Origin of the sequence: Dyella koreensis, from assembly GCF_044904565.1 — a bacterium.
GTDB lineage: Bacteria > Pseudomonadota > Gammaproteobacteria > Xanthomonadales > Rhodanobacteraceae > Dyella_D > Dyella_D koreensis.
Window position 1 is genome coordinate 734,020 of sequence record NZ_JADIKD010000012.1, and the last position, 12,880, is coordinate 746,899.

General features: G+C 60.6%; 15 protein-coding genes and 1 other RNA gene. 9 read left to right on the top strand and 7 right to left on the bottom strand.

Features of this window, described 5'->3' with window-relative positions; genetic code table 11:
* The first annotated feature begins 118 nt into the window (after positions 1-118).
* Positions 119-1,795: a DNA repair protein RecN gene (gene recN, locus ISS97_RS18135; protein ID WP_379983190.1), complete on the top strand. Its 1,677-nt coding sequence runs from the start codon at positions 119-121 to the stop codon at positions 1,793-1,795.
* A 152-nt stretch (positions 1,796-1,947) separates the two neighbouring features.
* On the opposite strand, the gene ISS97_RS18140 is transcribed toward recN, so the two are convergent.
* Positions 1,948-2,592, bottom strand: a complete 645-nt coding sequence (locus ISS97_RS18140; RefSeq protein WP_379983189.1) for a response regulator — start codon at positions 2,590-2,592, stop codon at positions 1,948-1,950.
* A gap of 104 nt (positions 2,593-2,696) precedes the next feature.
* Here ISS97_RS18140 and ISS97_RS18145 point away from each other — a divergent pair, with 104 nt between their 5' ends.
* Positions 2,697-4,292: an MASE1 domain-containing sensor histidine kinase gene (locus tag ISS97_RS18145; RefSeq protein ID WP_379983188.1), complete on the top strand. Its 1,596-nt coding sequence runs from the start codon at positions 2,697-2,699 to the stop codon at positions 4,290-4,292.
* Between the two features lie 356 nt (positions 4,293-4,648).
* Here the strand turns inward: ISS97_RS18145 and fur are convergent, their stop codons facing one another.
* Positions 4,649-5,065: a ferric iron uptake transcriptional regulator gene (gene fur / locus ISS97_RS18150; RefSeq protein WP_379983187.1), complete on the bottom strand. Its 417-nt coding sequence runs from the start codon at positions 5,063-5,065 to the stop codon at positions 4,649-4,651.
* Between the two features lie 78 nt (positions 5,066-5,143).
* Between fur and ISS97_RS18155 the strand changes: the two genes are divergently transcribed.
* A complete protein-coding gene (locus ISS97_RS18155) occupies positions 5,144-5,581 on the top strand; it encodes an outer membrane protein assembly factor BamE (RefSeq protein ID WP_379983186.1) in 438 nt (145 codons plus the stop codon).
* A 9-nt stretch (positions 5,582-5,590) separates the two neighbouring features.
* Here ISS97_RS18155 and ISS97_RS18160 read toward each other — a convergent pair whose 3' ends face one another.
* Together ISS97_RS18160 and ISS97_RS18165 are read right to left on the bottom strand one after the other, a co-directional pair.
* Positions 5,591-5,872 carry an RnfH family protein gene (locus tag ISS97_RS18160; RefSeq protein WP_379983185.1) on the bottom strand — a complete coding sequence of 94 codons (282 nt, stop codon included), beginning with the start codon at positions 5,870-5,872 and terminating at the stop codon, positions 5,591-5,593.
* Positions 5,865-6,296 carry a type II toxin-antitoxin system RatA family toxin gene (locus ISS97_RS18165; RefSeq protein WP_379983736.1) on the bottom strand — a complete coding sequence of 144 codons (432 nt, stop codon included), beginning with the start codon at positions 6,294-6,296 and terminating at the stop codon, positions 5,865-5,867. Before ISS97_RS18165 ends, ISS97_RS18160 begins: the two co-directional genes overlap by 8 nt.
* A gap of 81 nt (positions 6,297-6,377) precedes the next feature.
* Here ISS97_RS18165 and smpB point away from each other — a divergent pair, with 81 nt between their 5' ends.
* Positions 6,378-6,869, top strand: coding sequence for an SsrA-binding protein SmpB (gene smpB / locus ISS97_RS18170; RefSeq protein ID WP_379983184.1), 492 nt, complete (start codon positions 6,378-6,380; stop codon positions 6,867-6,869).
* A 19-nt stretch (positions 6,870-6,888) separates the two neighbouring features.
* Here the strand turns inward: smpB and ISS97_RS18175 are convergent, their stop codons facing one another.
* On the bottom strand, positions 6,889-7,344 hold the full coding sequence (locus ISS97_RS18175) for a GNAT family N-acetyltransferase (RefSeq protein WP_379983183.1): 456 nt from the start codon (positions 7,342-7,344) through the stop codon (positions 6,889-6,891).
* A 119-nt stretch (positions 7,345-7,463) separates the two neighbouring features.
* Between ISS97_RS18175 and ssrA the strand changes: the two genes are divergently transcribed.
* From ssrA to ISS97_RS18195, 4 genes are all read left to right on the top strand, one after another.
* Positions 7,464-7,815, top strand: a transfer-messenger RNA (tmRNA) gene (gene ssrA / locus ISS97_RS18180).
* Between the two features lie 295 nt (positions 7,816-8,110).
* Entirely contained in the window at positions 8,111-9,016 is a 906-nt protein-coding gene (locus ISS97_RS18185; RefSeq protein ID WP_379983182.1) for an adenylate/guanylate cyclase domain-containing protein, read from the top strand.
* A 49-nt stretch (positions 9,017-9,065) separates the two neighbouring features.
* Positions 9,066-9,824, top strand: a complete 759-nt coding sequence (locus ISS97_RS18190; RefSeq protein WP_379983181.1) for an adenylate/guanylate cyclase domain-containing protein — start codon at positions 9,066-9,068, stop codon at positions 9,822-9,824.
* Between the two features lie 4 nt (positions 9,825-9,828).
* Positions 9,829-10,527: a Pycsar system effector family protein gene (locus ISS97_RS18195; protein ID WP_379983180.1), complete on the top strand. Its 699-nt coding sequence runs from the start codon at positions 9,829-9,831 to the stop codon at positions 10,525-10,527.
* A 352-nt stretch (positions 10,528-10,879) separates the two neighbouring features.
* Here ISS97_RS18195 and ISS97_RS18200 read toward each other — a convergent pair whose 3' ends face one another.
* Both ISS97_RS18200 and ISS97_RS18205 read right to left on the bottom strand, forming a co-directional pair.
* Entirely contained in the window at positions 10,880-11,110 is a 231-nt protein-coding gene (locus tag ISS97_RS18200) for a hypothetical protein (RefSeq protein ID WP_379983179.1), read from the bottom strand.
* A 113-nt stretch (positions 11,111-11,223) separates the two neighbouring features.
* A complete protein-coding gene (locus ISS97_RS18205) occupies positions 11,224-11,889 on the bottom strand; it encodes a hypothetical protein (protein WP_379983178.1) in 666 nt (221 codons plus the stop codon).
* Positions 11,890-12,414: 525 nt separating this feature from the next.
* Here ISS97_RS18205 and ISS97_RS18210 point away from each other — a divergent pair.
* Complete coding sequence (locus ISS97_RS18210) at positions 12,415-12,753, top strand: hypothetical protein (protein ID WP_379983177.1); 339 nt, start codon at positions 12,415-12,417, stop codon at positions 12,751-12,753.
* Positions 12,754-12,880 lie beyond the last annotated feature (127 nt).

The following is a 12,880-nucleotide window of genomic DNA, read 5'->3' on the forward strand; positions in this document are numbered from 1 at the left end:
CCAAGGGGGAGCGGCGCGGCCATGGGGAAGACCCGGCGCGCGGGCGGGTTTGTACCGACCGGCTGCTGCCCGTCCGTTTCTGCCCTTACAATCCCCCGACTTTCCAACGCCGCCACCCATGCTCACCTCGCTCTACGTCCGCCATTTCGCCGTCGTTGAAGAAGCCGAGATCGCCTTCGGCCCCGGCCTTACCGTGGTCAGCGGCGAGACCGGCGCCGGCAAATCGCTGCTGGTCGATGCCTTGATGCTGCTGGCCGGCGGGCGCGCCGACAGCGGCATGGTGCGTGCCGGCAGCGACCGCGCCGAGCTCGCCGCCGAATTCGACCTGGCGAACCTGCCCGAAGCCCGCGACTGGCTGCGCCGCGAAGAGCTGGACGAGGAAGACGGCAGCTGCCGCCTGCGCCGCGTGATCCGCGCCGAGGGCAGTTCACGCGCATGGATCAATGGGCGCCCGGCCAGCGCCAGCCAACTCGGCGAGCTGACCACGCTGCTGGTGGAAATTCACGGCCAGCACGAACACCAGGCCCTGCTCTCGCGGGCCCATCAGCTGGCCCTGCTCGACGCTTATGCCGGCCACGAGACCCTGCTCGCCCAAGTGCAGAGCAGCGCTCTGCAATGGCGCGAGATCGGTGCCCGCATCCGCAAACTGAGTGGCGGCGAAGACCGCGAGGAACGCCTTGAACTGCTGCGCCACGAGGCCGGCGAACTGGAACAGTGGGCGCTGCCGCCGGCGGAACTGAGCGAACTCGAAGCCAGCCACAAACGGCTCGCCAACGCCGGACGCCTTGCCGAAGGCGCCGCCGGTGTCGCCGAACTGATCGATGGCGACAGCGAACTGGCCCTGCGCCGCTCGCTTGCCCGCGCGCATGCCGAACTCGACAAGCTCGCTGCGCTGGACGACAGGCTTGCACCGCTGCGGGAGCTGCTCGACAACGCCACCATCCAGCTCGGTGAAGCCGCCGATGGTCTCGGCCGCTACGCGCAGGACGTCGATCTCGATCCCGAGCGCTACACCGAGGTGGATACCCATCTCACTCGACTGCACGAACTCTCCCGCAAGCACCGCACGCCAGTCGCCGAGCTGCACGAGAAGGCCCTCACCGTGCGTACCGAGCTGACCGAACTGGAAGGCGCCGGCGATGCACTGGAGCGCCTGGCCGCACAACGCGATCAGTTGCAGCGCGATTACGACACGGCTGCAGGCAAGCTGAGCAAGGCCCGCACGACGGCCGCAACCAAGCTCGGCAAGGAAGTCAGCAGCCTGATGGCCGAGCTCGGCATGGCCGGTGGCCTGCTGAAAATCGAACTGGAAGCCACCGCGGGCGACGAACCCGACCCGCAGGGTCGCGAACGTTGCGAGCTGCTGGTCAGCGCCAACCCCGGCCAACCGCCGCGCGCATTGCGCAAGGTCGCCTCGGGCGGCGAGCTGGCCCGTATCAGCCTGGCCATCGAAGTCGCCACGCTGGGCAAGGACACCGTCGGCAGCATGATCTTCGACGAAGTCGACACCGGTATCGGCGGCGCGGTGGCCGAAGTGGTGGGCCAGAAGCTGCGCGCACTGGGCGGCCAGCGTCAGGTGCTATGCGTGACTCACCTGCCGCAGGTGGCGGCTCAGGGACATGCTCACCTGTGCGTCAGCAAGCACAGCGATGGCGCTTCCACACATACGCGGATCGAGAAACTCGACGCCAGCGGTCGACGCGACGAGCTGGCACGCATGCTGGGTGGCCTCGAAATCACCCGCGAAACCCGCGCCCACGCCAAGCAGATGCTGGACCGCGCGCAAACGGCCTAGAGGCTGAGGTCAAGCTCTCAAGCCCTATTCACAAGCGCAACTTGTAGGAGCGCACCCTGTGCGCGAAAGCTGCCGCCAGGCCGCCATATGATGCCGCCCCGTTTACACGGGTTCGCGCACAGGGTGCGCTCCTACCGATGGTGTGCAGGCTCTCAAACCTTGCCGTCGCGCGACGGCAGCATGCCGCGTTCGCTGGCCATGCGGTAAAGATCCAATTCCGAACCCGCGCCCAGCTTGCCCATCAGGCTGGCGCGGTGGATGTAGACGGTCTTCTGCCCAATCCCAAGCTCCGCTGCCACTTGCTTGGGCGCGCGCCCGACCGCCAGCAGCAGGAATACCTCGCGTTCGCGCGTGGTGAGGCGATGGATCGGATCCAGCACTTCGCTGGGACGTTCGGCGCGACGCTGGCGCAGATCGGAGCTGAGGAAGCACTCGCCCTGCATCACTGCACGCAGGCCGGCGACCAATTCCTCCGGCGCCACGCCCTTGGTCACGTAACCGCTGGCCCCGCGGCGCAAGGCTTCGGAAACGTAGGGTTCGCCGTCATGCATGCTCAGCACCACGATGCGCGTTTCATCGGCCACGCTGCGCAGATGCTCGATCAACGGCAGGCCGCTGCCATCAGGCAGGGACAGATCCAGTGCCACCAGATCGGGCCGGCGCTGGCTTACCGCCTCCACAGCGTCATCGGCGCTGCGGCACTCGGCCACCACCTCCAGGTCGGGCTCCAGTTCGATCAGCCGCTTGAACCCCTCGCGGACTATGGCGTGGTCGTCGACCAGGACAATGCTGTACATGCCCTCACTGTATAGCAGGGCTGCGCTGTTGGACACGGCTGTCGCGCCCTTCCCGACCCGCGCGCCCTTAGAGATTCCCCGGGCCGCACATGTACCATCGCGGCATGTCACCGAAACCCTTGTTTTTGCCCTGGACCGGCATCTTTATCTGCATCGGCTACTTCCTGGCGTGGCTGCTGCTGTGGCCGACCGAACAGCCCTATTGGATGCTCCCCTACGGCCTGCGTTTTGGCGCCCTGCTGCTGTCGCCGATGCGCATGTGGCCGTGGCTGCTGGGTGCGGAATTCGCCGCCACCGGCCTGATCGCCGTGGCCGAAGGCCTGCCGCTGGGCTGGGTAGGCTTTGTGGCCGGCGAACTGCCCGAGCCGATCGTGGTGGCGATCTGCCTGTCGCTGATGCGCCGCGCCCAATTGCACGTAAGCATGCGCGACCCGGAAGACGTCTCGCGCCTGTTGCTTTCCGCCGCCTTCACCGTGGCGGCGACCACTGTGGTCGATGCCGCCCTGCTGAGCATGATCCACCTCATGCCCTCGTCCGATCTGCTGATGCGGGCGCTGGGGCAGGACTTGCTCGGCAACTATGTCGGCACGCTGCTGGTGGTGCCGCTGCTGATCATGTTGTTCCGCGCCCACATCAACCATCGCGCGCTGGCCAACCTGACCATGGATGGGTTGCTGGTGATGCTGCCGGCGCTGGCCATCCTGCTGCTGCTCTCTTCGCATCCCTCACCACAGCCGCAGTTCGCGCGCATTCTCTCGCTCGCCCCGGTGCTGTTCTTCGCATTCCGCCATGGCTGGCGCGGCGCCAGCCTGGCCATGCTGATTTCCAATCTGGGCATGACCCTTGTCGATCATTTCGTCGGGCGCCCTGCTTCCGATGCCACGGCGCAACTGTTTCTCGCCGTGGCGGGCACCGGCGCACTGATGTTGGGTGCGGCCACCGACGCCTTGCGCCGCAGTAGCGAGCGTGTGGCCGAGCAGAACGTCTACCTCGCGGCCGTCAATCGACGCCTCGACCAACTCGCGCGCCAGCTGCGCGATGCGGCGCGCGGCAATCTGCAAGCCGAGGAAAACCAGCGCCGCCACATGGCCGCCGAACTGCACGACGAACTCGGCCAGAACCTCACCGCCATCCACACCCATCTGAAGCTTGCGCAGTCGCGTCTTGCCCAGGCGGGCATGGAAGATATCGGTACGTCGATCAGCACCATCCTCGGCCACATGCGCCGCGCCCTGCATCGTCTGCTGGACGACCTGCGCCCCGCCGTGCTCGATGAATTCGGCCTGCTGCGCGCGCTGGATGAAGGCCCGATCCGCGACCTGCTGACCACCGCCGGCATGATCTATCACACCGAATTGCATGGTGACCCGCGCCTGCTGGACGAAGACACGCGCACAGCGATCTATCGCCTGGTGCAGGAAAGCGCCACCAACGCGGTCAAGCACGCGCAAGCGTCCACCTTCCAGCTGCGCCTGCGTATCGGCGAGCGCCAGAGCGGCGCCTTGGCCCTGCTGGATATCCGCGATGACGGCGTGGGCCTGCCCACGCGCATGCCGCGTGGCGGCCGCGGCCTGCAAGGCATGCGCGACCGGGTCACTTCGCTAGGTGGTCTGTTTCGCCTGCGTCCGGAATCCCAGGGTGTTCACCTGCGAATTCTGCTGCGCAGCAGCAATGCCAACGGTTTCACACCTCGCCTATAAGTTCCCCGGCATAGGAAATTTTCCGATACCACCGATGTGAACGCTTCGTTAGCATCCTTCCCATCGATGTGGGGGAGCCACCATCGCAAGATGGTGAGCCATGCCAACCGTGGGGACGGTGGGCATGAAGAACGGCAGGATGCCGTTCCGCCGATACCGGTGGTAAAGCCTGACACTGCGAGCAACTCGCCCCGTCAGGAAACCAATCGGTAACGGTCAGCCGCTGGGTGGACAGGAGTCCATCCGCGGCTTTTTTTATGGGCGTGTGTTTTATCGGCGTGCCTTTCCCAGCCAGCCATCAGGCAACAAAAAAGCCGATGGCTCCCGCCACCGGCCTTTTCCGCGAATCCCCAGCCTTATTTCGAGCGCGACTTGGGCCGCACGTAAAGCACCAGGCTGTGATCCTCGATCACGTAGCCGTGCTTGGCCGCGATTTCCTGCTGGAGGCGCTCGATCTCCTCACTGACGAACTCGATCACTTTTCCGCTGTCCACATCGATCATGTGGTCATGATGCTTGCCGCGGTCGAGTTCGTAGACGGCCTGCCCGCCTTCGAAATTGTGCTTGACCACGATGCCGGCGGCCTCGAACTGGGTGAGCACCCGGTAGACCGTGGCCAGGCCGATGTCTTCCTGGTGGTCAAGCAGTTTCTTGTAGATGTCCTCGGCGGTGAGGTGATGGATCTCCTCCTCTTCGAGAATCTGCAGAATGCGCATGCGGGGGTGCGTAACCTTCAACCCGGCTTTGCGCAGTTCCTTGGTTTCCTGTTCCATAGCTCACTCCCGGCTTACTCAGTCCCGCCAAGCCGTTAGTGTATCATCCGACACCTTCACGATCCGGACGCAACACGCATGCACAAGCTGATTCGCACGCTGGGTTTCGCCTTGCTGGGCCTTTCGCTGGCCAGCTGCCGACTCATCTATACCCCCGACGTGCAGCAGGGCAACCTGCTCGACAAGAAGAATGTGGAACAGCTGAAGCCCGGCATGACCAAGCGCCAGGTGCTGGTGTTGATGGGCTCGCCCTCGGTGGCGACGCCGTTCGACCAGAACCGTTGGGATTACGTCTCCACCCAGCAGCATCGCGGCGGTCCGATCAAGGTTCGTACCCTGAGTCTCAGCTTCAACAACGACACGCTCGTGCGCACCGAAGGCGATTTCTTCGCGGAAGACGCCAAGAAGCTGGTCGAGCAGCAGAAGAAGTTCCGCGCCGGCTACCCGGTGGACGAGACCTCGGGCGACAAGACCAAGACGCCGGAAGAAGAAAAGAAGGACAACGACGGCAAGTAATCGCCGTCTTCAGCCCTCATGTGCGCGCCGCCGGCGCGCCTCCTTCGGATCAAGCGTGAGCGGCCGGTAGATTTCCACCCGGTCGCCATCGCTGAGCACATCGTCCGGCCCCGCTTTTCGCGAAAACACACCGAGTCGTGCCGGGTCGATCTGCAAGCCCTGCACGGCGGCAGCGATACCCGAAGCCTCGATGGCCTGCATCACCGTACTGCCGGCAGGCAGCGATACCTGGTACAGCCACTGGCGCCCCGGCTCGGCGTAAACCACCTCGACGGCGATGCGCTCAGCCATAGGCGCGCTCCGCCTCGCGGCAGAAATCCTCCACCATGCGGCTGGCCAACCCCTGGAAGCCTAGTTTCAAGGCGGTGCCGCCCAGCTTGCCGGCATAGTCGAAGTCGAGCGCAAAGGCGATCTTGCAGCCGCTGTCGCCCAGCGCAGTGAAGTTCCACAAGCCTTCAAGGCTGCGGAACGGCCCATCCACCAGGCTCATTTGCAGGCGGTGCGGCGGCTCGGTGGTATTGCGGGTGGTGAAACTCTGGCGGAATCCGGCAAACTTGAGATCCAGCCGCGCCACCAGCATGTTCTCTCCACGCTCGAGCACTTCGGCGCCGGCACACCAGGGGAAACGCTTTGGGTATGCTTCGACCGCATTGACCAGGTCGAACATTTGCGCCGGGGAATACTTCACCAGCGCGCTGCGGCGGATCTCGATCACGTCAGCCTCATCAACATCACTCAGGGTCCGGCCCATGCAGCCGGGTCGACAGCAGGGCAAGCAGCCCGAAGTTTAGCGGACATGGCCAAGGCTAAGGACAAAGACAACAAGGGTGGCGGCACCATCGCGCTCAACAAGCGCGCCCGCCACGAGTACCACATCGATCAGCGCTACGAAGCCGGCATCGCGTTGCAGGGCTGGGAGCTGAAGGCACTGCGTGCCGGTCGCATCAACTTCGGCGACGGCTACGCCGTTGTCCTGAAGAACGAGCTCTATTTGATCGGCACGTCTATTCCGCCACTCATCAGCGCATCCACGCACGTCATTGCGGAAGACCGCCGCACGCGCAAACTGCTGCTGCACCGGGAAGAAATCGACCAGCTGATCGGCGCCGTCGAGCGCAAGGGCTACACCCTGGTGCCCATCGCCATGTACTGGAAAGGCAACAAGGTCAAAGTCGAAATCGGCCTTGCCCGCGGTAAGCAGGCGCACGACAAGCGCGACGCTGAGAAAGAACGCGACTGGCAGCGCGAGAAGCAGCGCACCATGCGTTCGCACAATCGCCTCGCCTGAGCCACACACGCATCGCCGCTCAAACGAGCGGCATATACATGGCGTCGTCCGGCAGCGCCTTGAAACCCGCGCGCTCGTACAAGTTGCGCGCACCAGGTGCGACGCGCAGGGTCACCGCATCCACACCGTGCTCGCGCGCCGCCGAGCCGACCGCCGCCATCAACGCGCTGCCTATCCCGTCGCCACGCTGCCCGGGCTTGACGTAGACATTCAACAGATACCAGCCCTGCCCCGTCGGATAGGTGGCCGAAGGCAAGTGCGGAAACGGATTGACGGCGGCGCTGCCCACCGTGCGGCCATCCAGCTCGGCCAGCCACGCATGCAACTGGCCTGCCCCCATCGCCTGCTCGATCCATGCGCGCAGCCTGTCGGCAAAGCCATCAGGCAAGTGCTGCCCCATTTCCTCCAGAAAAGCGCAACGCAGATCGGTGAGCGTGCCTGCATCGCCCTGCCCCGCCAGACGAACTCTTGCCATCTCGCACCCCCGTGGCCATCGACGTGCTAACGATAAAGGCTGAATGTCTGCTCCGCGCGCCTTGATGTATACAGGCGCGGCTCCATATACTGTCGCGTTCCAGCCGTTTTGTTTTCCCCGGGGGTGTTCTGGCTTCGACGGGGGTAGTGAGATAGTTTGGTGCATGCCGAGGGGGCAGCTTTCCTCGTAAATCCAGCCGCAAACTTATAGTTGCCAACGACGACAACTACGCTCTGGCCGCTTAAGGCCTAGCCCCGAACCCACTTGTGCCTGTGCTCGTGGATGTAGGGTCATTATCACGGGATCGCCCGAAGCTGCCGCCTGTCGGCCAGGGTTAAATCAAGCGGGCTGGTCCTTCGATGCGCTTTGCACGCTGTGCTGTCGCGGGACGAGAATCAACGGCGAGCTAAGCATGTAGTACCGGGCGTCAAGCGCCTTCGGACGCGGGTTCGACTCCCGCCACCTCCACCAATAGCGAAAAAGCCCGGCGAGTGATCGCCGGGCTTTTTTTCTGCGAAAGCTGGATATTCAAGAACTGAACCTGACCCCGTTTTTTTGGGAAGCAATCATTCGTTTTAGCGACGGGGATTAGGTGCAAACGCCGATGGCAGGAAAACCTAAGTGGGCGAACATACAATCGGAACGTCCATCTCTCAGAGCATCGACAGATGACGGCGGCTTAGGTCGGCTGCCTTGATCGGCTCGAACACGAGACCTTCGCCAACCGGCCCAACAACGAGGCGCGCTAAATTTCAGGGAGTAGAACATGCATAAGAAGGGACGATTCGATTTCGTAATTGAACGCGCTACAGGGGATGATGACGATGAGAGAATCGTCAGAATTGTGATCAGTCCTGATCCGAGGCGGTACTCCGAAGTAAAACAGGACGGTAAAACCTACTTTCTGGACAAATACCTGAAGGCTCTCGTCCCGTTGGAGGAAATGCACAAAGAAATGGCTGGCCTACCCATTTTTAGGCTTAGCCCAACTATCCAGTCTTCGCGTGACTACGCAAATACTAGACGCGAACATGTAACCAATGAGCTGCAAGGTGGAAATCACACACCACCTCAAGAAAGAGCGTCGCCCCATCAGGACCTGACGGCAAGCGAATTACGGGACCTCGCCTTCCTTTCAGTGGATATATGCGGATCGACTGCATATCGAAAAGACGATTTCCAAGGATTCGAAAAGGCATATGCCATCCTGATTCAAGAACTGGGAACGCTCGTAGGACAATTCAACGGCAGCATTCTCAAGCTGACCGGCGATGGATTTATCGCCTACATAGACCACCCATCGTTTACGAGCCAATGCGATGCAACGATCGATCTTGGCCTTTCGCTCTTGGTTCTCGTGAGAGACACCATCAACCCCTCTCTGCACACCATTGGCCTTAGCCCGATAGCGATTCGAGTGGGCGCCGACTATGGGCCGGCGACTATGCGTACGATCACCATACCCGCCACGAACTATCAAAGCGTCGAAGTAGCCAGCGATGCGCTCAACCGTGCGGTAAAAATTGAACAATCTTGCGATCCAAACCAATTTCGTATCGGCCGTGAGCTTTACGAATTGGTGCATGTCCAGTGGCTGGAAAGATCAACCGAAGTGCCCTTCACTGGGGAGAGCGTGGGCATTCCTGACTACAGGGTATACGCGTTGAGATGACACCAAACAGCTGAGTGTTTGATAGCCACCAATCAGGGGGGGGAGCACTGTGGATTACGAAAGTCTCAAGAAGTCCTACTGGGAAGCGCAGTCACAACGGGTACAACTTCTTCGAGACCGAATTAGGGAACGAGAGGATGCGCTCGCCAATGGCCGTGTCGTGCCTGACGGCACCGATTTGGCGTTGGGGTCGGGGCGCAGGCTGAACATGGCAGTGATGTTCATCGACATATGTTCGTTCTCTGGACGCCCGGCCGAAACCGTCGTCGAACAAAGAGCGATGCTGGCCGCATTGAACCTGTTCTTCTCTGAAATGATCCGAGTCGCAGAGGATTACGGCGGAACGGTAGAAAAGAATACTGGCGACGGGCTGATGGCCTATTTTGAAGACAACGCCGGAACGCCGCCAGAATCGGGATGCAAGCGAGCCGTAGCCTGCGCACTTACCATGATGGCTGCACGCGAACACCTTATTGACCCCATACTCCTTGCAAGTGGCTTCACACCATTCGCGTTTCGCATATCAATTGACTACGGAACGGTGACCGTTGCCAAGCTCGGGGTCGCGCGAGGATTTAACTCGTATGTAGCGATCGGCACAACAGCGAATTTCGCCGCAAAAATGCTCAACAAGGCTGACGCGCAAGATATCGTCATTGGTGAGTCCGTTCGAAGTAACCTGCCTCTGAACTGGCAAACTCAGTTCGCCCAGGTCCACCCAGAGTCAACCGGCTGGATCTATAGGATCAACAACGAACCCTATCTTCTGTACAAGTATACCGGGCGCTGGGCGCGCCTAACGGAGTGAAATAATGACTGGCACACAAGAGCAGTCCCGTGGCGAAGGCGCGAACATACCAACGCCACCCGATATTGCTGCCGTTACGATGCTCCCACCTTCGGACCGCGTTCCGCATGCCCCTGAAGTTGGCATGCGTGGCCATCAGAGTGATGCGACTGGTCAACCTGCAACGATGACGTTCGCGAGTGAATCCCACGAATACATACGCGAATACATTCGTAACGCCGATCAGAAGGCCATCTTCTATTTCTCAGTGTGCTCTGCGCTTCTCGCGTTCGAACATACCCAGAATTGGTCTCAACGCTGGACGAAGCTGCCCTCAGAATGGTCAGCGCTTGATCTCGTGACCTGCGCTGCGATGATTGGTCTTGCTTTGGCCGCAGCATGCTTCCTTTACGTCGTTATACCGAGACTCGGCGGATCACCCCGTGGTCTCATCTTCTTCAAGTCGGTTGCAGCGTATGCCAATGCTGAGGAATATGTTTCTGATGTTGTGAAGCGATCTGAGGCAGACTTGGCCTCTGAGAAGCTTCGGCACTGCCACGAACTGGCGAAGGTTGCATCCTCAAAGTACACGGCACTTGCAGCGGGCTTACGAGTTGGTGGTGTGGCAATTCTCTGTTCGCTGGTGTTGCTCGTTTCCGTTCCGCCCCGGAATGGGAACGACCCCACAAAACCACCGACCACTTCTGCCCCCTCTTTGAAATAGGTACAAGTCAGCTTGAAGGAGAGCTTTCAAGCGAGCTGAGATGGCGTAAAAAGCCCCATTTAGACGGCTATCCGGCTGGAATCTGGCGAACACCCTACTGACTCGTAAATCAGTGTCCAGCCCTTGATTTTCAATTTTTTGTCAAAAAATACCCAGTTAAAACAAAGATCTAAAATTCCGTCATGTGGCCGCCACCTCCACCAATAATGAAAAAGCCCGGCGAGAGATCGCCGGGCTTTTTTTGTTTACTCGAAAGCCAGCTGTTCAAAAATTGAACCTGACCCCGTTTTTGTGGATGCCAAGCGCACGCAACGCCTGAAGATGCTGATCGTGGGGAGGTGGATTGAAGAAGCTAGCCTTCTCGCGCCAGCTCATTCAATCGAGCTCGACCGACATCAATTGCCGACTGTAAATCGGTGTAGCTGCGGCTGCCATCCCACACCGGCCGGCCTCTTTGGCCGTGCCCGAGATCCCTGGCAATTTCAGGCATCCATTGCTTCGCTTCCGGGTACACCGGATGGCTGATTTCCACGACATCCAGCACGTAGCTACCGAGACGAAAAGTTGCGGCGATGTTGCGCATAAGGGTGGCCTCCTTTTGGGCTGGGCCGACCCTATCACCGATGTTCTCAGTCCGCTATTGAAGTCTCCCTTCAACTCGACGCCCCGAGAACAATGTCCGGGGAACGCATGATGTCAGTCTTCGATGAGCACATCTTCGTCGGGAATTTCTGCGCCGAACGTCCGCTTTGCATATTCAAGAAATGGCTTGTAGTTGGAGAGAACTTCATCGCATTTGACCATGGTGTTACGGGCAGCGTTCTTTACCTTTACGACCCAGAAAACATGTTCTTGATACTGCGTACAGGCTCGATCGATCTGGAAACAGGACGTTCGAATCGTGCTGACGACGGCCGCAATATGCGGAGCGCAGTCGTCGGGCAACATCGTCACACTTTCCGCATCAACCTGCTTGACCAAGCTTTCCCATTCCTTCGATTGCTTCCAGTACGACGAAATCTCTTGTCCGATGCGGGGATTTCCGGCGTCCATTTCAATCAACTGCTGGGAGGCCACCTTCATATCTTCCGTGTGCCCGTGGAGCAGCGCGAGTTCATTGAAGATGTTGGCCGCATGCGTCTCTTCGCGGCGTGTTCTACGCGCATCTTCCCGGGCAGCTTGCTTGCCCGCTATTTCTAATGCGATGCGAGCGGCTCTAAAGCTCGCTATCGCTGCAGCAAATCCACCCGCCGCAGCCAACAGCCCCATGATCGCTGCGGCCCACGCGGCTTGCTCGACAGCATTGAGGCCAAGCCACCAAAACACCGTCGGAAGACTGTGCGTTATTGGAGTGCTTCCCATGCGTGAGTCCCCCATCCCGTTCAGTTCCTCGATGGTGAAGGCGATCCTCGAAGGCCGCAAGACGGTGACGTGGCGGGTCGTGAGGCCACAGCCTCCTGATCGTGTTGGGCATCGAGAGACCATCGGATTGCCTACCGCGCCACCTCGGTCGAAAGGAAAGGCTTTGTGGCTACAGCGAAAGCTCTGGCAACGACGGTGGGTACGCCCGCAGCCTATTCGGCAGGCCCGACGACCGGCTCTGAGTGAAGGAAACTCACTATCCCAAGGTCGCTCATGGTTGCACTATAAATGCCTGCAATTGTGGTTCAGCTTTCGGGTCACATTCCGGGCGCTAAAGCCGGTACGGCAACACGGCAAACCCCTACATACCCACTAGCCACCATCTGCTAAGTTCGGCCAGTCACCAACGCCGTCTCTCATAGGGCAACGTTGATGACCATTGCAGCGATGCAGTGAAGAAGCGCGGACCGCATGGGGGGCAACCCATACGACCCGCTAACCAAACCAACTATTGGAGAGTTGATTGTGGCTACGCCCGATCATACGGCACTCGCACGCTCATCGGTTCCCTCCGATGACAAACCCACCAATCCCCTCGGCCATCCGTTCTTTTTAGAGGAGACGGCGGAGGAACCGCGGCAACGACTGGCCGCCAAACACACCGGCATCGCCATGGCGATCAATACGATTTCCTGCCTGCTTGCGAACAGCGAAACGTTTCGCGAGACGCAGGCGCATAGCATGCCGACGGAACCCGGCCAGTGGCCTCTCGGTGCGTTACATACCGAAGGCTTGTTCGCCGCGATCTACTTCCTCAGTCAATACGCCGAGTTGCTCGGTCACGAGCCGTTGGTGCGACCTTAGCGCCCTGTGATCACCCCGCGGCACGCCGCGTTATGAGCACGGTGTGCCGCACCTGGATGCGAACGGTAGGGATGCCATCGATATGAAGACTTCGAAAGCCCGGCATGGCTGGGCTGGACCGCGCGGG

Excerpts from the sequence above, each read along its gene's own strand:
- ISS97_RS18140 (WP_379983189.1), bottom strand. The coding sequence starts at position 2,592 with ATGTACAGCATTGTCCTGGTCGACGACCACGCCATAGTCCGCGAGGGG.
- ISS97_RS18160 (WP_379983185.1), bottom strand. The coding sequence starts at position 5,872 with ATGGCTGAGCGCATCGCCGTCGAGGTGGTTTACGCCGAGCCGGGGCGC.
- ISS97_RS18200 (WP_379983179.1), bottom strand. The coding sequence starts at position 11,110 with ATGCGCAACATCGCCGCAACTTTTCGTCTCGGTAGCTACGTGCTGGAT.
- recN (WP_379983190.1), top strand. The coding sequence starts at position 119 with ATGCTCACCTCGCTCTACGTCCGCCATTTCGCCGTCGTTGAAGAAGCC.
- fur (WP_379983187.1), bottom strand. The coding sequence starts at position 5,065 with ATGGAACAGGAAACCAAGGAACTGCGCAAAGCCGGGTTGAAGGTTACG.
- ISS97_RS18175 (WP_379983183.1), bottom strand. The coding sequence starts at position 7,344 with ATGGCAAGAGTTCGTCTGGCGGGGCAGGGCGATGCAGGCACGCTCACC.
- ISS97_RS18195 (WP_379983180.1), top strand. The coding sequence starts at position 9,829 with ATGACTGGCACACAAGAGCAGTCCCGTGGCGAAGGCGCGAACATACCA.
- ISS97_RS18205 (WP_379983178.1), bottom strand. The coding sequence starts at position 11,889 with ATGGGAAGCACTCCAATAACGCACAGTCTTCCGACGGTGTTTTGGTGG.
- ISS97_RS18185 (WP_379983182.1), top strand. The coding sequence starts at position 8,111 with ATGCATAAGAAGGGACGATTCGATTTCGTAATTGAACGCGCTACAGGG.
- ISS97_RS18145 (WP_379983188.1), top strand. The coding sequence starts at position 2,697 with ATGTCACCGAAACCCTTGTTTTTGCCCTGGACCGGCATCTTTATCTGC.
- smpB (WP_379983184.1), top strand. The coding sequence starts at position 6,378 with ATGGCCAAGGCTAAGGACAAAGACAACAAGGGTGGCGGCACCATCGCG.
- ISS97_RS18155 (WP_379983186.1), top strand. The coding sequence starts at position 5,144 with ATGCACAAGCTGATTCGCACGCTGGGTTTCGCCTTGCTGGGCCTTTCG.